The 17,257-nt window shown below is 71.6% G+C and carries 13 protein-coding genes; 10 read left to right on the plus strand and 3 right to left on the minus strand.

Annotation, left to right across the window (positions count from 1 at the left end; genetic code table 11):
- Window positions 1-79: 79 nt before the first annotated feature.
- Window positions 80-2,557, minus strand: coding sequence for an MFS transporter (locus tag GXP74_RS30520; RefSeq protein ID WP_225448312.1), 2,478 nt, complete (start codon window positions 2,555-2,557; stop codon window positions 80-82).
- 246 nt (window positions 2,558-2,803) lie between these two features.
- Window positions 2,804-3,259: an SRPBCC family protein gene (locus GXP74_RS30525; protein ID WP_182454459.1), complete on the minus strand. Its 456-nt coding sequence runs from the start codon at window positions 3,257-3,259 to the stop codon at window positions 2,804-2,806.
- Window positions 3,260-3,421: 162 nt separating this feature from the next.
- On the opposite strand from GXP74_RS30525, the gene GXP74_RS30530 reads away from it, so the two are divergent.
- The 10 genes from GXP74_RS30530 to GXP74_RS30575 all read left to right on the plus strand — a co-directional run bounded on the left by GXP74_RS30530 (window position 3,422) and on the right by GXP74_RS30575 (window position 15,526).
- A complete protein-coding gene (locus GXP74_RS30530; protein WP_182454461.1) occupies window positions 3,422-3,976 on the plus strand; it encodes an NUDIX hydrolase in 555 nt (184 codons plus the stop codon).
- Window positions 3,977-4,307: 331 nt separating this feature from the next.
- The gene (locus GXP74_RS30535) at window positions 4,308-6,095 is read left to right on the plus strand and encodes a 3-hydroxyacyl-CoA dehydrogenase family protein (protein WP_182454462.1); all 1,788 of its coding nucleotides are present in this window, start codon (window positions 4,308-4,310) and stop codon (window positions 6,093-6,095) included.
- Window positions 6,096-6,160: 65 nt separating this feature from the next.
- A complete protein-coding gene (locus tag GXP74_RS30540; RefSeq protein ID WP_182454463.1) occupies window positions 6,161-7,021 on the plus strand; it encodes a TetR family transcriptional regulator in 861 nt (286 codons plus the stop codon).
- Between the two features lie 391 nt (window positions 7,022-7,412).
- Window positions 7,413-8,750 (plus strand): crotonyl-CoA carboxylase/reductase, encoded by a 1,338-nt coding sequence (gene ccrA, locus GXP74_RS30545; protein ID WP_182454469.1) that lies wholly within the window; start codon window positions 7,413-7,415, stop codon window positions 8,748-8,750.
- Window positions 8,751-8,756: 6 nt separating this feature from the next.
- Window positions 8,757-10,781 (plus strand): protein meaA, encoded by a 2,025-nt coding sequence (locus GXP74_RS30550; protein ID WP_182454471.1) that lies wholly within the window; start codon window positions 8,757-8,759, stop codon window positions 10,779-10,781.
- Between the two features lie 53 nt (window positions 10,782-10,834).
- On the plus strand, window positions 10,835-11,794 hold the full coding sequence (locus tag GXP74_RS30555; protein WP_182454473.1) for a CoA ester lyase: 960 nt from the start codon (window positions 10,835-10,837) through the stop codon (window positions 11,792-11,794).
- A 4-nt stretch (window positions 11,795-11,798) separates the two neighbouring features.
- Window positions 11,799-12,302: a MaoC family dehydratase gene (locus GXP74_RS30560; RefSeq protein WP_182454474.1), complete on the plus strand. Its 504-nt coding sequence runs from the start codon at window positions 11,799-11,801 to the stop codon at window positions 12,300-12,302.
- A gap of 116 nt (window positions 12,303-12,418) precedes the next feature.
- A complete protein-coding gene (locus tag GXP74_RS30565; protein ID WP_182454476.1) occupies window positions 12,419-13,630 on the plus strand; it encodes an acyl-CoA dehydrogenase family protein in 1,212 nt (403 codons plus the stop codon).
- Window positions 13,631-14,019: 389 nt separating this feature from the next.
- Complete coding sequence (locus GXP74_RS30570; protein ID WP_182454478.1) at window positions 14,020-14,673, plus strand: phosphatidylserine decarboxylase; 654 nt, start codon at window positions 14,020-14,022, stop codon at window positions 14,671-14,673.
- Complete coding sequence (locus GXP74_RS30575; RefSeq protein WP_370468477.1) at window positions 14,660-15,526, plus strand: phosphatidylcholine/phosphatidylserine synthase; 867 nt, start codon at window positions 14,660-14,662, stop codon at window positions 15,524-15,526. Before GXP74_RS30570 ends, GXP74_RS30575 begins: the two co-directional genes overlap by 14 nt.
- Before the next feature lie 98 nt (window positions 15,527-15,624).
- Here the strand turns inward: GXP74_RS30575 and GXP74_RS30580 are convergent, their stop codons facing one another.
- The gene (locus GXP74_RS30580; RefSeq protein WP_225448313.1) at window positions 15,625-17,187 is read right to left on the minus strand and encodes an MFS transporter; all 1,563 of its coding nucleotides are present in this window, start codon (window positions 17,185-17,187) and stop codon (window positions 15,625-15,627) included.
- Between the last annotated feature and the right edge of the window lie 70 nt (window positions 17,188-17,257).

The raw sequence follows: 17,257 nt of genomic DNA on the forward strand, positions 1-17,257 counted from the left end.
AACCGAACACGAGCGCCGCGCTCACTCAGGTGGCGGACATGATCCACCCGTGCGGGCGATCACCGGTGACCTGCGCGGGTCAGTCGTCCAGGCGGTGCGAGAGGTGCAGGTCGCGCTCGGTGTGGCCGTCCTCGATCCGCAGCGCGGTGGCGACCGGCGGGTAGCCGCTGGCCATCACCGTGTACTCGCCCGGTTCCAGGTCGGTGAAGCGGAAGTTGCCGTCGGCGCCGGTGGTCACCGCGGCGACCACGGTGCCCGCCGAGTCCAGCAGGGTGACCCGGGCCTCGGCCACGGCGTGGCCGTTGCTGGTGCGGACGGTGCCGCGGAGCGTGCCGCTGCCCGCCATCGCCACGTCCTGCCGGGTCTCGCCGCTGGCCGCCACCTCCACCGCGAGCGCCGCCGGCCGGTAGGCGCGGGCGCTGACGGCGAGCGTGTAGCGGCCGCTGACCAGGTCGCGGAAGTGGTACTCGCCGTCGGAGTCGGCGTGCGCGGTGGCGACCACCTCGCCGCGGCCGTCGGTCAGCGTGACCGCGGCGTCGGCGACCGGCGCGCCCTCGGCGCTGCGGACCGCGCCGCTGAGTCGGCCGGTGCCGCCGAGGACGATGTCCAGCTCCACCGGGCGCCCGCCCACCGCGACCGTGACCGCCTGCGGCTGGTGGCCCGAGGCCGCCGCGATCAGTACGTAGTTGCCGCCCCTGGGCGCGGCCAGGGCGAACCGGCCGTCCGGACCGCTGCCGGAGCGGGCGACCTGGCGGCCCTCCATGTCGACCAGGGTGAGCACGGCCCGGGGCACCGCGGCCCGGTCCGGCTCCAGCACCGTGCCGGCCACCGGGATGCCGGGGGCGGGCGGCGGCTGGACCGGCTGCGGCTGCGCGGACTGCTGCTGCGCGGACTGGGTGGGGACCGCCGTGTCGCTGATCTCGACCGTCAGCAGACCGGCCGCCGCGTCAGGGCCCGGCTCGGGGGCCGCGTGGGTGACCAAGGGTTTCTCCTTGAGCAGGAAGGCGAGCAGGAAGCCCAGCGCCAGGACCGGCGCCAGGTAGAGGAACACCCGCGGCAGCGCCGCCGCGTAGGAGTCGACGAAGGCCAGCCGCAGCGGCCCGGGCAGCGTGCGGACCAGCTCCGGGGTGATCGAGTTCACCGGCGGCAGCCCGTTGTGGAGCGGCAGCCGCAGCGCGAGCTGGTGCGTCAGGCGGGAGTTGAACAGCGTGCCGACCGCCGCCGCGCCGACCGAACCGCCGATCTGCCGCAGGTAGTTGTTGGCGGAGGTGGCCGCGCCCAGGTCGCTCTGGTCCACCGAGTTCTGCACCACCAGCACCAGCACCGGCAGCACCAGCCCGACACCGAGGCCGAGCACCCCCATCGCCACGCTCTGCCACAGGTAGGAGGTGTCCGCCTGGAGCCTGCCGAGCAGCACCATGCCGACGGTCGACAGCGCGCCGCCGAGCAGCGGGTACACCCGGTAGCGGCCGGAGCGGCTGATCAGCTGCCCGGCGCCGATGGAGGCGACCACGATCCCGCCCATCATCGGCAGCATCCGCAGCCCGGAGCCGGTGGCGCTGGCGCCGTCCACCATCTGCATGAAGCTCGGCAGGTAGCTGGCCGCGCCGAACAGCGCCACGCCGACCACCACGCCGATCGAACCGGAGACGTTGAACACGCTGTCCCGGAACAGCCGCAGCGGGATCACCGGTTCGGCGGCGTAGCGCTCGGCCAGCAGGAACAGCGGCAGCGAGGCCACCGCCCCGGCCAGCAGCCCGATGATCACCGGTGAGCCCCAGGCGTACTGGCCGCCGCCCCAACTGGACGCCAGCACCAGGCAGGTGCCGCAGGCCGCGAGCAGCAGCGAACCGGCGACGTCCAGCCGCGGACGGCGCTGCCCCGGGCCGCGCTCACGGCGCGGGGACTTCAGCACCAGGCCGGTGACCACCAGCGCGGCGAGGCCCAGCGGCAGGTTGACGTAGAAGCACCAGCGCCAGCCGGGGCCGTCGGTGAACCAGCCGCCGAGCAGCGGCCCGGCCACCGAGGCGATCCCGAAGACGGCGCTGATCAGGCCCATGTACCGGCCGCGTTCCCGGGGCGGGACCAGGTCCCCGATGATCGCCTGGACGCCGATCATCAGCCCGCCGCCGCCGATGCCCTGGAGCGCGCGGAAGGCGATCAGCTCGTTCATGCTGTGCGCCCAGCCGGAGAGGGCGGAGCCGACCAGGAAGACCACGATGGCGAACTGGAACACCCACTTGCGTCCCCACAGGTCCCCCAGCTTGCCGTAGACCGGCAGTACCACGGTGGAGGCCAGCAGGTAGGCGGTGACCACCCAGGACATGTGCTCCAGGCCGTCGAGGTCGCCGACGATGCGCGGCAGGGCGGTGGCGACGATGGTCTGGTCGAGCGCGGCGAGCAGCAGCGCCATCATCAACCCGGCGAACACCAGCCGGGTCTGACGCTTGCTCAGTTCCGCGCGGGCGGGCCCGGCGGGGCCACCGGCCCGGGGGCGCTCGGGCTGCGTTACCGGAGGTGCTACCGGGGCCGTTCGGGCCGCTTCGATCACCGACATGGCCCGGATCATCGCAGCGGGCACACATCGTTCTCGAACCGGTCATATCGTCATCTCAAGCCGGTGCTACGGGTGTTGACACCGCTACGACCAGCCACAACCGAGACGGTATGTCGACTTGGAGGGAAAGTGACCGCGATGGCGCGGTCGCCAAATTCACTCTCCCGGGGAGTCTGCTCGCACGGCCGTCCAAGCCGTGGTCCGGGCCTCGCACGGACGCCCGGACCCGCTCGGTCCGCCGCTCGCTCAGGCGGCCGGGCCCTGCGCGACGGCCGCCGCCAGCCGCTCCAGCACCTGGTCGTTGATCCGCCCCAGGCCCTTGGGCGCGAAGGTGCGCTCGAAGAAGCCGCCGATGCCGCCCGCGCCCTCCCAGGTGGTCTCCACCACGGCCTTGGAGCTGCCCTCGCCCGCCGGGGTGACCGTCCAGGTGATCACCATGCTGGAGTTGGCGTCGGTCTCCACCAGCCGTCCGGGCGACGGCTCGGTGACGGTGAACAGGCAGTCCCGCACCCGCTTCTCGGTCGCCTGGAGCTTCCAGTGCACGACCGTCCCGGCGCCCTGGCCGCCCTCGCGCACCTGGTACTCGCTGTACTGCGCCGGGAGCAGCCCCGGACGGGTCTTCTCGTAGTCGGCCAACGCCGCGAACACCTGCTCCGGCGAGCCGTCCAGCACTCGCTCGCTGACCGCGTAAACCTGGCCCATGGCCGTACTCCTCCTGCTACCCCTGCGCTCGCACGCGTGGTCTGCCTGCGTGCGGCAAGCCAACCACCGCCCGCCCCGACGGCCAAACCGGGGTGCTCCGGCCGACGCTGTCGGGCCGTCCGGTGGACTGACAGTGCCACAGGGGCGTGCTTGGATGTCCCCATGGGCACTCCGGGGGTTCCTCAGCCGCTGAACGAGCCGCTGAACGTGGATGAACTGCTCGACATCGTCGACGCGCAGGACCGCGTGGTCGGCCGGGCCACCCGGGGGGAGGCGACCGCCCGGCGGCTCCGGCACCGGTGCGTGTTCGTGCTGGCCCGGGACGAGGACGAGCGGGTCTTCGTGCACCGGCGGACCCCGCGGAAGCTGGTGTTCCCGTCGATGTACGACATGTTCGTCGGCGGGGTGGTCGGCGCCGGCGAGTCCTACGACGACGCCGCCAAGCGGGAGGCCGAGGAGGAGCTCGGGGTGAGCGGCCTGGCGCCGACCCCGCTGTTCCGCTTCCTCTACGAGTCGCCGGAGCACACCTGGTGGTCCGCCGTGTACGAGACCCGGACCCCGGTCGAGGTGGAGCCGCAGCGGGAGGAGGTCGCCTGGCACGGCTTCCTGCCGGAGTCCGAGGTGACCGCCCGGCTCGGCGAGTGGCCCTGGGTGCCGGACGGCCTGGCGGCCTGGCAGCGGCTGACCCTGTGGCGCTCCGCGCCGAGCCGGGGCTGACGGCGGGTCGACGGCGGGCTTGCGGGGGGTTGAACGCGAGGGTGCGGAAGTGGGGCGGTCGCTCCACTTCCGGGGCGGGGCGGGTCCGGGTATGGTGTGCTGACCACCACCGTTGGCGTCGGGAGCCGCAGCAACGGGCGGGTTGGCACTTTTCCGGTCGGACCTCTGGTCGGACTCCTGGTCGGACGGACGGACCGCGCATCGGCGGGCACTCCGGTCCACCGCACTCCTTTCCCACGGCGACCTCAGTCGCGCCGTGCTCCCCCTCATCTCTTGCCGCGCGAAGCCGGAGCGGACCGGTGGCCGCGGCGCTCCCCGAGGAGTCACCGTCATGACTGAGCACACCCCTCAGCTCTTCCCCGTCGTCGCCGTCGTCGGCCTGGGCACCATGGGTGCCGGTATCGCCGAGATCACCGCCCGCAGCGGGCGCGAGGTGATCGGCATCGAGCTGGACGCCGCCGCCGCTCGGGCCGCGCGGCTGCGGATCGAGGAGTCCACCGCCCATTCGGTCGAACGCGGCCGGATGAGCGCGGACGAGCGGTCCGCGCTGCTGGGCCGGATCGGCTTCGGCCACGACCTGGGCGCGGCGGCCCGGGCGGCCCTGGTGGTCGAGGAGATCCCGGAGCGGCTGGAGCTCAAGCGCGAGCTGTTCGCCGAACTGGACCGGATCTGCCCGCCGGAGACGGTGCTGGCGACCGGGACCACAGCGCTGTCGGTGACCCGGATCGCCGCCGCCACCCAGCGCCCGGAGCGGGTGGTCGGCCTGCACTTCTTCAACCCGGCGCCGGTGATGGAGCTGGTCGAGGTGGTCCGCACGGTGCTGACCACCGGGGCGGCGGCCGAGTCGGCGGCGGAGTTCGCCCGCTCGCTCGGCAAGTCGCCGGTGTCGGTCGGCGACCGGCCCGGGTTCATCGTCAACGGGCTGCTGTTCGCGTACCTGAACCAGGCCGCGGCGATGTTCGAGTCCCGTTACGCCACCCGGGAGGACATCGACGCGGCCATGCGGCTCGGCTGCGGCCTGCCGATGGGGCCGCTGGCGCTGCTGGACCTGATCGGCATCGACACCGCGCGGACGGTGCTGGAGGCGATGTACGCCCAGTCGCACGACCGGCTGCACGCGCCCGCGCCGGTGCTGGGCCAGCTGTCGGCGGCGGGGCTGCTGGGCCGCAAGAGCGGGCGCGGGTTCTACACGTACGCCGCGCCCGGCTCCTCCCGGGTGGTGCCGGACCCGGACCGGGCCGCCGCCGAACGGGTGACCGGGCGCCAGGTGCGCGAGGTCGGCGTGTGCGGCTCGGGCACCATGGCCACCGGCATCGCCGAGGTGTTCGCCAAGGCCGGGTACCCGGTGCTGCTGGTCGCCCGCAGCCAGGAGAAGGCGGACCGGGCCCGGGCCGCGCTGGCGAAGTCGCTGGACCGGATGGTCGGCAAGGGCCGGCTCAGCGAGGCGGACCGGGACGCGGCACTGGGACGGGTCAGCGCCTCCGGATCGCTGGAGGACCTGGCCTCGGCCGACCTGGTGCTGGAGGCCGTGGCCGAGGACCTGGCGGTGAAGCAGGAGCTGTTCGCCTCGCTGGACAAGATCTGCAAGCCCGGCGCGGTGCTCGCGACCACCACCTCCAGCCTGCCGGTGATCCGCTGCGCGACCGCGACCGGCCGCCCGCGGGACGTGGTCGGCATGCACTTCTTCAACCCGGCCCCGGCGATGAAGCTGGTCGAGGTGGTCAGCACGGTGCTGACCGCCGAGGACGTCACCGCGACCGTGCTGGAGCTCTGCCAGGCGGTCCGCAAGCACCCGGTGGTCTGCGGCGACCGGGCCGGGTTCATCGTGAACGCGCTGCTGTTCCCGTACCTGAACGACGCGGTGCGGATGATCGAGGAGCACTACGCCTCGGTGGACGACGTGGACACCGCGATCCGGCTCGGCTGCGGCTACCCGATGGGCCCGTTCGCGCTGCTGGACGTCGTCGGCCTGGACGTCTCGCTGACCATCGAGAAGGTGCTGCACGCCGAGTTCCGCGAGCCCGGACTGGCCCCGGCACCGCTGCTGGAGCACCTGGTGGCGGCCGGCTGCCTGGGCCGGAAGTCCGGCCGGGGCTTCCGCGACCACGCCCGCAGGTGAGCGGACCGGTGAGCGGACCGGTGACGACTGCTGCGCCCCCGCCCGCGACGTGTACCGTTCGCGGCATGGATGGGGAAGAACCGCAGCAGTCGGGCGTGACCGGCACGACCCGCCGGGTGACCGCGCAGCGGCAGCAGATGCGCCAGGACCTCGCGGCGGCGGCGATGGAGCTGTTCGCGAACCAGGGGTACGAGGAGACCACGGTCGATCAGATCGCGGCGGCGGCCGGGGTGGCCCGGCGGACCTTCTTCCGCTACTTCCGGTCCAAGGAGGAGGCGATCTTCCCGGACCACGACGACACCCTGGTCCGGGTGGCCGACCTGCTGGCGGGGGCGGACCCGGCGGAGCATCCGCTGGACGTGGTCTGCCGGGGCATCAAGGAGGTGCTGCGGATGTACGCGGCCACTCCGGGCGTCTCGGTGGCCCGCTACCGGCTGATCCGGCAGGTGCCGACGCTGCGCGAGCGCGAGATCGCGGTGGTGGCCAGGTACGAGCGGCTGTTCACCCGCTACCTGCTGGGCCGCTTCGACACCGCCGGGGAGTCCTCCGGCGGCTGGGAGCGCGGGGTGGGCGACGACGCGATGCTGGCCGAGGTGTCGGCGGCGGCGGTGGTCGCGGCGCACAACCACGTGCTGCGGCGCTGGCTGCGCTCCGGCGGCCGGGGCGAGGTGGAACCGCAACTCGACCACGCCTTCGAGGTCATCCGGCGCACCTTCTGGGGCAACGCGGCCAGCGGAGCCCCTGCACGCGGCGTGGCACCGGGTGCCATCAGCGGCACTGCGGCGACCCTGGGCAGCGCGGTGGAGAGCGCGGTCAGCGCCACCCCGACCGGGGAGGTGCTGATCACCGTCGCCCGCACCGACGCCCCGCTGGACGAGGTGCTGCAGAGCATCCGAGCCGCCCTGGGCGTACCCAGCGGGATGTAGCAGCAGGTCAGCGCGGAGCCACGGCGGGCCCCACCCCTCATCGGGGGTGGGGCCCGCCGTCGTTCGCGGGCACCGCGGGCGGCTTCCGGGGCGGACGTGGCCTACGGGTTGCAACGTGACTACGGTCACGTATCGTCAGAGGTAATTGCTGGCACGCAGTGTCTTTACGAGTGGCACAGGGTGCCAGTACGTTGTTACTCACTGGTCGCGGCGCCGCGGCTCCCCACCTGGCGCGCCCTGCCCGGAGTCCGCACGCCACCCATGTGCGGGGAGCAGCAAACAGCCTCATCCTGACGACTGAAGCCCCTCATCCCCCAACCGGTGTCCGCTCCCGGTTACCCCCATCTCGACGCAGCCTGTCCCCTCAACAGGTACGCCGCCGGAGGCAGCCATGAAGGAAATCCTCGACGCGATCCTCAACGAGGACACCAGCCCGGCCGAGTTCGCCGCGCTGAAGGTCCCCGAGTCCTACCGGGCGGTGACGCTCCACAAGGACGAGGAGCAGATGTTCGCCGGCCTGGACAGCCGGGACAAGGACCCGCGCCGGTCACTGCACCTGGACGAGGTCGCGGTGCCGGAACTCGGCCCGGGCGAGGCCCTGGTCGCGGTCATGGCCAGCGCGGTGAACTACAACACGGTGTGGAGCTCGATCTACGAGCCGGTCTCCACCTTCTCCTTCCTGGAGCGGTACGGGCGACTGTCCACCGAGACCGCGCGGCACGACCTGCCCTACCACGTGCTCGGCTCCGACCTGGCCGGGGTGGTGCTGCGCACCGGCCCCGGGGTGCACGCCTGGAAGCCCGGCGACGAGGTGGTGGCGCACTGCCTGAGCGTGGAGCTGGAGAGCGCCGACGGGCACAACGACACCATGCTCGACCCGGAGCAGCGGATCTGGGGCTTCGAGACCAACTTCGGCGGCCTGGCCGAGGTCGCGCTGGTGAAGTCCAACCAGCTGATGCCCAAGCCGGCCCACCTGACCTGGGAGGAGGCGGCCTCGCCGGGCCTGGTGAACTCCACCGCCTACCGGCAGCTGGTCAGCCGCAACGGCGCCGGCATGAAGCAGGGCGACAACGTGCTGATCTGGGGCGCCAGCGGCGGCCTGGGCTCCTACGCCACCCAGTACGCGCTGGCCGGCGGCGCGACGCCGATCTGCGTGGTCTCCAACGACGCCAAGGCCGACATCTGCCGGGCGATGGGCGCGGAGGCGATCATCGACCGCAGCGCCGAGGGCTACCGGTTCTGGAAGGACGAGCACAACCAGGACCCGCGCGAGTGGAAGCGGCTGGGCGGCCGGATCCGCGAGCTGACCGGCGGCGAGGACGTCGACATCGTCTTCGAGCACCCGGGCCGGGAGACCTTCGGCGCGAGCGTCTACGTCACCCGCAAGGGCGGCACGATCGTCACCTGCGCGTCAACCAGTGGGTATATGCATCAGTACGACAACCGCTACCTGTGGATGTCACTCAAGCGGATCGTCGGCTCGCACTTCGCCAACTACCGCGAGGCCTGGGAGGCGAACCGTTTGATCGCCAAGGGAAAGATCCACCCGACGCTGTCGCGGACCTACACCCTGGAGCAGACCGGCCAGGCCGCGCTGGACGTCCACCACAACAAGCACCAGGGCAAGGTCGGCGTGCTCTGCCTCTCCCCGCAGGAGGGCCTGGGCGTCCGCGACCAGGAGCTGCGCGCCAAGCACCTGCCCGCCATCAATCGATTCCGGGGGGAATGAGGGACCATGGCTGATCGCGACCGCCCCTGGCTGATGCGGACGTACGCGGGACACTCGTCCGCCGCCGCCTCCAACGAGCTCTACCGCAGGAACCTGGCGAAGGGGCAGACCGGCCTGTCGGTGGCCTTCGACCTGCCGACGCAGACCGGGTACGACCCGGACCACGTCCTCGCCAAGGGCGAGGTGGGCCGGGTGGGCGTGCCGATCGGCCATCTGGGCGACATGCGGGCGCTGTTCGAGGGCATTCCGCTGGAGCGCACCAACACCTCGATGACCATCAACGCCACCGCGATGTGGCTGCTGTCGATGTACCAGGTGGTCGCCGAGGAGCAGGGCGCGGACATCGCCGGGCTCACCGGCACCACCCAGAACGACATCGTCAAGGAGTACCTGTCGCGCGGGACGCACGTCTTCCCGCCCGGGCCCAGCATCCGGCTGACCACCGACCTGATCGCCTACACCGTGGCGAACATCCCGAAGTGGAACCCGATCAACATCTGCAGCTACCACCTGCAGGAGGCCGGGGCGACCCCGGTGCAGGAGCTGGCGTACGCGATGTGCACCGCGATCACGGTGCTGGACGCGGTCCGCGACAGCGGGCAGGTGGCACCGGAGCGGATGGGCGAGGTGGTGGCCCGGATCTCCTTCTTCGTCAACGCGGGCGTCCGCTTCGTCGAGGAGATGTGCAAGCTGCGGGCGTTCGGCCGGATCTGGGAGCGGGTCACCCGCGACCGCTACGGCGTCGAGGACCCGAAGCAGCGCCGGTTCCGCTACGGGGTTCAGGTCAACTCGCTGGGCCTGACCGAGGCGCAGCCGGAGAACAACGTGCAGCGGATCGTGCTGGAGATGCTGGCGGTGACCCTGTCCAAGGACGCCCGCGCCCGCGCGGTGCAGCTCCCGGCCTGGAACGAGGCGCTGGGTCTGCCCCGGCCCTGGGACCAGCAGTGGTCGCTGCGGATCCAGCAGGTGCTGGCGTACGAGTCGGACCTGCTGGAGTACGGCGACCTGTTCGACGGCAGCCACGTGGTCGAGGCCAAGGTGGCCGAGCTGGTGGCGGGCGCCGAGACGGAGATCGAGAAGGTGCTGGGCATGGGCGGGGTGGTCCCGGCCGTGGAGTCCGGCTACCTGAAGGCGGCGCTGGTCGGCTCGCACGCCGAGCGGCGGGCCCGGATCGAGTCCGGCGAGGACAAGGTCGTCGGCGTCAACTGCTTCGAGACCACCGAGCCGAGCCCGCTGACCGCGGACCTGGACACCGCGATCATGCAGGTGGACCCGGACTCGGAGCGGGCGGTCACCGCGGCCTTCGGCCGGTGGCGCGAGTTGCGCGACGAGGCCGCCGCGCAGCGGGCGCTGGCCGAGCTGAAGCGGCAGGCCACGACCGACGCCAACCTGGTCCCGGCGACCCTGGACTGCGTCCGGGCCGGGGTGACCACCGGCGAGTGGTCCTTCGCGCTGCGCGAGGTCTTCGGCGAGTACCGCGCCCCCACCGGCGTCGGCGGCGCTCCGGTGACCGGCGCGCTGCCGGGCGGGGCGGGCGCCGAACTGCTGGCGGTGCGCGCCGCGGTGGCGGCCACGGCGGCGGAGCTGGGCAGCGGGCGGCTGCGGCTGCTGGTCGGCAAGCCGGGCCTGGACGGGCACTCCAACGGCGCCGAGCAGATCGCGGTCCGGGCCAGGGACGCCGGGTTCGAGGTGGTCTACCAGGGCATCCGGCTCACCCCGGAGCAGATCACGGCCGCGGCCGTGGCCGAGGACGTGCACTGCGTGGGCCTGTCGATCCTCTCCGGCGCGCACGCCGAGCTGGTGCCGGACGTGCTGCGGCGGCTGCGCCGGGCCGGGGTGGAGGACGTGCCGGTGGTCGTCGGCGGGATCATCCCGGCGGCCGACGAACAGGCGCTGCTGGCCCAGGGCGTGGCGGCGGTGTTCACCCCCAAGGACTTCGGGATCACCACCATCATCGGCCGGATCGTCGACGAGATCCGGCTCGCCCACAAGCTCGACCCCTGGCCGGGCCAGGTGCCGGTCTCCTCGTAGAGTCGCCACCACCGAACGCAGCGCCACCCTCCCTCACCACACGAAGAGGACAGATGACCGTCAATCGACTGCGCCCCCGCCGCTCCTGCCTGGCCGTGCCGGGATCCAACCCGCGGTTCCTGGAGAAGGCCCAGGGCCTGCCCGCCGACCAGGTCTTCCTGGACCTGGAGGACGCCTGCGCGCCGCTGGCCAAGGAGGGCGCCCGGCACACCATCGTGGAGGCGCTCAACCACGGTGACTGGAGCGGCAAGACCCGCGTGGTGCGGGTCAACGACTGGACCACGCACTGGACCTACCGGGACGTGGTGACCGTGGTCGAGGGCGCCGGGCAGAACCTGGACTGCGTCATGCTTCCGAAGGTGCAGGACGCCCAGCAGATCGTGGCGCTGGACCTGCTGCTCACCCAGATCGAGAAGACCATGGGCTTCGAGGTGGGCCGGATCGGCATCGAGGCGCAGATCGAGAACGCCAGGGGCCTGGTCAACGTGGACGCCATCGCCGGGGCCTCGCCCCGGATGGAGACCATCGTCTTCGGCCCGGCCGACTTCATGGCCTCGATCAACATGAAGTCGCTGGTGGTCGGCGAGCAGCCGCCCGGCTACGACGCGGACGCGTACCACTACATCCTGATGCGGATCCTGATGGCCGCCCGGATGCACGACCTGCAGGCGATCGACGGCCCCTACCTGCAGATCCGCAACGTCGACGGCTACCGCGAGGTGGCCCGGCGCTCGGCCGCGCTGGGCTTCGACGGCAAGTGGGTGCTGCACCCCGGGCAGGTGGACGCCGCCAACGAGGTCTACTCCCCCACCCAGGAGGACTACGACCACGCCGAGCTGATCCTGGACGCCTACGACTGGTGCACCTCGGAGGCCGGCGGCAAGAAGGGCTCGGCGATGCTCGGCGACGAGATGATCGACGAGGCCAGCCGGAAGATGGCGCTGGTGGTCGCGGGCAAGGGCCGCAACGCGGGGATGCAGCGCACCACCAAGTTCGAGATCCCCGGGGAGTAGAGCGATGCAGTTCGGACGCACTTTCGAGGAGTTCGAGGTCGGCGCGGTCTACAAGCACTGGCCCGGGAAGACCGTCACCGAGTATGACGATCATCTCTTCTGCCTGCTGACCATGAACCACCACCCGCTGCACCTGGACAGCAACTACGCCGAGCGGACCACCGACTTCGGCAGGAACGTGGTGGTCGGCAACTACGTCTACTCGCTGCTGCTCGGCATGTCGGTGCCGGACGTCTCCGGGAAGGCCATCGCCAACCTGGAGGTCGAGTCGCTGAGGCACATCGCGCCGACCTTCCACGGCGACACCATCTACGGCGAGACCACGGTGCTGGACAAGACGCCGTCGAAGTCGAAGTCGGACCGGGGCATCGTCCACGTCGAGACCAGGGGCTACAAGCAGGACGGCACGGTCGTCTGCGTGTTCCGGCGCAAGGTGATGGTGCCGACCGAGCAGTACATCAAGGAGCGGGGCGGCGAGCAGCCGGGCAGGCCGGAGCCGCGGGGCTGACGCCTCGGGGCGCTCCTACCGATCCATCGTTCGCTTCTTCCCCTCGAACCAGGTGCCCCGTGGCTACTGCCACGGCCGCGGGGCACCTTCCACCCTCACTCATCCCGGAGCCAGCCATGGGACGCCTTGCCCAGACCGAAGGTCTCACCGAGATCCAGCAGGACATCCTCGCCACCGTGCGGAACTTCGTCGACAAGGAGATCATCCCGGTCGCGACCGAACTGGAGCACCGGGACGAGTACCCCGCCGCCATCGTCGAGGGCATGAAGGAGATGGGCCTGTTCGGGCTCATGATCCCGGAGGAGTACGGCGGCCTCGGCGAGTCACTGCTCACCTACGCGCTGGTGGTCGAGGAGATCGCGCGCGGCTGGATGTCGGTGTCCGGGATCGTGAACACCCACTTCATCGTGGCGTACATGATCGCACAGCACGGCACCCAGGCGCAGAAGGACCACTTCCTGCCGCGGATGGCCACCGGCGAGGTCCGCGGCGCGTTCTCGATGTCGGAGCCGGGCCTGGGCTCGGACGTCGGCGCGATCCGCACCAAGGGCGTCCGCGAGGGCAACACCTACGTGATCAACGGGCAGAAGATGTGGCTGACCAACGGCGGCACCTCGACCCTGGTCGCGGTGCTCTGCCGGACCGACGAGGGCCAGCCGGAGGGCGCGGCCCCGCACAAGTCGATGACCACCTTCCTGATCGAGAAGACCCCGGGCTTCGGCCCGAACGAGACGGTCCCCGGGCTGACCATCCCCGGCAAGATCGAGAAGATGGGCTACAAGGGCGTCGACACCACCGAGATGATCCTGGAGGACGTCCGGATCCCGGCGGACATGGTGCTCGGCGGGGCCTCCGGACGCGGTTTCTACCAGATGATGGACGGCGTCGAGGTGGGCAGGGTGAACGTGGCCGCCCGGGGCTGCGGGGTGGCCCAGCGGGCGTTCGAGCTGGGGATCCGCTACGCGCAGCAGCGGTCGACCTTCGGTAAGAAGATCGCCGAGCACCAGGCGATCCAGTTCAAGCTGTCGGAGATGGCGACCAAGGTCGAGGCCGCGCACCAGATGATGGTGATGGCGGCCCGCAAGAAGGACTCCGGGCAGCGCAACGACCTGGAGGCGGGGATGGCGAAGTACCTGGCCTCGGAGTACTGCAAGGAGGTCGTCGAGGACTCCTTCCGGATCCACGGCGGGTACGGCTTCTCCAAGGAGTACGAGATCGAGCGGCTGTACCGGGAGGCCCCGATGCTGCTGATCGGCGAGGGCACGGCGGAGATCCAGAAGATGATCATTGGCCGGCGGCTGCTGGAGGACTACCGACTCGCCGAGTAGCTCGGCACCGGGGGTGAAATTCGGCCGGATCTTGAAAGATCCGGTCGTTTTCGCCATTCTGCCTACGGCGGCGTTCCAGTGCGGGATAGTAGGGCCCTCGATGTGACGTGTCCCTGTAAGCTTCCAGGTCAACCCTGGGAGACTTGTCACCGTTCGTGCGAAACCCTTGGCCGAGGCCGGTTGGCGCGTCTACGTTCGATAGCAGGGGCATGTGTACGGGTGGTTCCCCGGCCAGATGAGGGTTGTCCGAGCACTGCCCGCTGCCGATAGCATCCCCGTGGACAGCTCATGTCCCCGAACCCCTCGATCACGCGGCCCCATCGCGCGGTCATCGCGCCGGAACCCTCCGGCGTCAGCCACGCTCCGGGCCCCCGCGACAAAGGTCTTCGATGCCCCTCAGCCCGTCCCAACGATCCGCGAACAGTCCCCGTGTCACGCTGGCACGCGGCGCTTCGCCCTGGCTCGTACCCACCGTGCTCACCGCCGCCGCCTGTACCGCCCTCACCCGGCGCAGCGGCAAGTGGGCCGTGGCGGCAGTCCCCGCCTCCGCGCTGAGCGCGGGGATGCTGTGGTTCTTCCGCGACCCCGAGCGCGCCATCGGCGAGGGTCGGGTGATCTCCCCCGCCGACGGTGTGGTGCAGAGCATCGACGCCTGGCCGGACGGGCGCACCCGAGTGGCTGTCTTCATGAGCCCGCTCAATGTCCACGTCAACCGCGCGCCGCTGCCCGGCACCGTGACCTCGGTCGAGCACGTCCCCGGTGGGTTCGTTCCGGCGTTCAACAAGGACAGCGACCGCAACGAGCGGGTCGTGTGGCACTTCGACACCGAGCTCGGCGACCTGGAGATGACCCAGATCGCCGGGGCCGTGGCACGGCGGATCATCCCCTACGTGCCCTCCGGCACCAAGGTCAAGCAGGGCGAGCGGATCGGGCTGATCCGCTTCGGTTCCCGGGTCGACACCTACCTCCCGCCCGGCATCGAGCCCGGCGTGGTGGTCGGCCAGCGGACGACGGCTGGGGTGACTCGTCTTGACCGTGACTGATCCGGAGACCCTGCAGGAATCCGAGGACGGCGAGCACGTCGCCCGCAGGCTGCGCTGGGCCAGGGAGCGCGAGCTGCGCGCCCCGCGCTCGCCGCAGCACCTGTCCACCGCCGACGTCTTCACCCTCGGTAACGCGGTGTGCGGCTTCCTGGCGATCTACTTCACCACCACCGGCGTGCTGATCCCGCACCTGACCGGCGAGACGGCGGGCGGCGACCGGCGCAGCGCGGCGGCGGCGGTGACGCTGCTGCTGATCGGCTCCATGTGCGACCTGGCCGACGGCCTGGTCGCCCGCAAGCTGCGCAGCTCCGCCCTCGGCGCCGAACTGGACAACCTCGCGGACCTGATCAGCTTCGGTATCGCGCCCGCGTACTTCGTCGTGGTCTGGGGCATGGTCACGCCCGGCGCGAACCAGCGGCTGTCCGCCGGGATCGCGATCGTGGTGCTGCTGGCGGTGGTGCTGCGGCTGGCCAGGTTCTCCTGCACCACCATGCGGCCCGGGGTGTTCCAGGGCATGCCCTGTCCGATGGGCGCGATGACGGTGATCTCGATCGTGCTGCTCAACCCGCCGTTCATCCCGGCGGTGCTGGGCATCGTCGCGGTGGCCGCGCTGATGGTCAGCAAGGTGGAGTACCCGAAGCCGCACGGGGTGCTGGCGACCGCCACGCTGTGCTGGATCGTGGTCAGCATGGGCTGCCTGACCGCCTGGGCGACCGGTGTGCCCGGCGGGCACCTGCTGCTCCAGGTGGGGGCCAGCCTCCAGGTCTCGCTGGCGCTGATGGCGCCGCTGATGGTGATCCGCCGCAAGGTCGGCGACGTCCGCGCCCGGCGCGCGGAGTCGCGCACGCACTGAGCGCGGCAGCGGCGGCACCGCACGAACGGCGGCGCCCGTGACCGGAACACTCCGGTCACGGGCGCCGCCGTCGGTCCGGGCCCGTCCGGGCCCCTCGGTCAGTGCGCGGCGGCGGTCTCGGCGGGCCGGTCGGTGGCCTGCCACGGCGCCGGGGCGGCGGAACGGCGCACCATCAGCAGCGTCATCACTCCGGCCGCCAGGCCGATGATCCCGGCCACCAGGTACACCTGGTCCAGGCCCGCCGCGAAGGCGGCGTGCGCCAGCTGCTCGGCGGCGGCCCGGTGGTCGGCCGGGGTCTGCGCCAGTACCGCCTGGGCCCGGCCGCCGCTGAGCGCGGAGGCGGTGGCCTGCGGGTCGGGGACCTTGCCGTTGGCGGTCACGTAGCTGGTGATCCGCCGGGCGAAGACGGTGCCGAGCACCGCGATGCCCAGCGCGTAGCCCAGCTGGCGTCCGGTGTTGACCGCGCCGCTGGCCATACCGGCCCGCTCGCGCGGCACCGAGGCCATCACCGCGGACATCATCACCGGCATGGCCATGCCCACGCCCAGGCCGCTGATGATCAGGCCGGGCAGCACCACCGGCCAGGACGAGCTCGCCGAGACCATGGTCAGCAGCAGCGCGCCGGTGCCGATCAGCAGCAGTCCGATACCGATCGGCCACTGCGGGGACAGCTTGGCGAACAGCCGACCGCTGTTGGACGCCATCGCGAACGAGGCCAGGGCCACCGGGCAGACCACCAGACCGGCCTGGATCGGGCTGAGGTTCAGCACCGACTGGAGCCAGATCGAGGTGTAGGTCAGGTGGGCGAAGGCCGCCGCGTTCAGCAGCAGCGCGGCCAGGCTCAGCCCGGCGAAGCTGCGGTTGCGCATCAGCGACAGGTCCAGCAGCGGGTTGCCGGTCCGGCTCTCGACGACGACGAAGACGATCAGCGCCAGCAGCGCCAGGCCCAGCGAGCCGAGCACCGTGCCGCTGCCCCAGCCGTCGCCGGCGCTCTCGATCAGGCCGTAGGTGAGCGCGCCCGCGAAGACCGTGAAGCAGACGGCTCCGGGGTAGTCCAGCCGGCCGTTGGCCCGGCCCGGGTCGCTGGTCAGTCGGCGGGCGGTCATCCACAGGGCGGCCGCCGCGATCGGCAGGTTGACGAAGAAGATCGCCCGCCAGTTGATCTCGTCGGTGAGCAGCCCGCCCAGGACCGGGCCCACGGCGGCGGCGGCGCCGCTGACCGCGCCCCAGACACCGAAGGCGGTGCCCCGGTCGCGGCCCTGGTAGGCGGCGCTGATCAGGGAGGTGGTGGAGGTCAGCATGGCCGCGCCGCCGATGCCCTGGACCGCGCGGGCGGCGATCAGGGTTCCGGCGTTCGGCGCCAGGCCGCAGGCGAGCGACGCCAGCGCGAAGACGACCAGACCGGCCAGGTAGAGCCGCCGGTGGCCGAGCCGGTCGCCGAGGGCGCCGACCACCATCAGCAGCGCGGCGAGGACCAGGGCGTACATGTCCACGACCCACTGCAGGGAGGTGAACGACGAGTGCAGGTCAGTGGCCATCTGCGGCAGGGCGACGTTCACGATGCTCACGTCGACCAGCAGCATGAAGGTGCCCAGACAGATGGAGACCAGAGGTATCCACTTGCGCATGGCGGACTCCGGGAGGGAGGAGGGCGGGTTCACGGGGGATTGCTTCTTTCGGCTGGATCACGATCTGCCCGAGCCGCGTCGGCGGGCAGCTCCTGGCTCGGGC

The sequence above is a fragment of the Streptacidiphilus sp. P02-A3a genome, assembly GCF_014084105.1.
Lineage (GTDB): Bacteria > Actinomycetota > Actinomycetes > Streptomycetales > Streptomycetaceae > Streptacidiphilus.

Coding starts and splice junctions, on each gene's coding strand:
- GXP74_RS30560 (WP_182454474.1), top strand. CDS start 11,799: ATGCAGTTCGGACGCACTTTCGAGGAGTTCGAGGTCGGCGCGGTCTAC.
- GXP74_RS30535 (WP_182454462.1), top strand. CDS start 4,308: ATGACTGAGCACACCCCTCAGCTCTTCCCCGTCGTCGCCGTCGTCGGC.
- GXP74_RS30570 (WP_182454478.1), top strand. CDS start 14,020: ATGCCCCTCAGCCCGTCCCAACGATCCGCGAACAGTCCCCGTGTCACG.
- GXP74_RS30550 (WP_182454471.1), top strand. CDS start 8,757: ATGGCTGATCGCGACCGCCCCTGGCTGATGCGGACGTACGCGGGACAC.
- GXP74_RS30540 (WP_182454463.1), top strand. CDS start 6,161: ATGGATGGGGAAGAACCGCAGCAGTCGGGCGTGACCGGCACGACCCGC.
- GXP74_RS30555 (WP_182454473.1), top strand. CDS start 10,835: ATGACCGTCAATCGACTGCGCCCCCGCCGCTCCTGCCTGGCCGTGCCG.
- GXP74_RS30525 (WP_182454459.1), bottom strand. CDS start 3,259: ATGGGCCAGGTTTACGCGGTCAGCGAGCGAGTGCTGGACGGCTCGCCG.
- GXP74_RS30520 (WP_225448312.1), bottom strand. CDS start 2,557: ATGTCGGTGATCGAAGCGGCCCGAACGGCCCCGGTAGCACCTCCGGTA.
- GXP74_RS30530 (WP_182454461.1), top strand. CDS start 3,422: ATGGGCACTCCGGGGGTTCCTCAGCCGCTGAACGAGCCGCTGAACGTG.
- GXP74_RS30565 (WP_182454476.1), top strand. CDS start 12,419: ATGGGACGCCTTGCCCAGACCGAAGGTCTCACCGAGATCCAGCAGGAC.
- ccrA (WP_182454469.1), top strand. CDS start 7,413: ATGAAGGAAATCCTCGACGCGATCCTCAACGAGGACACCAGCCCGGCC.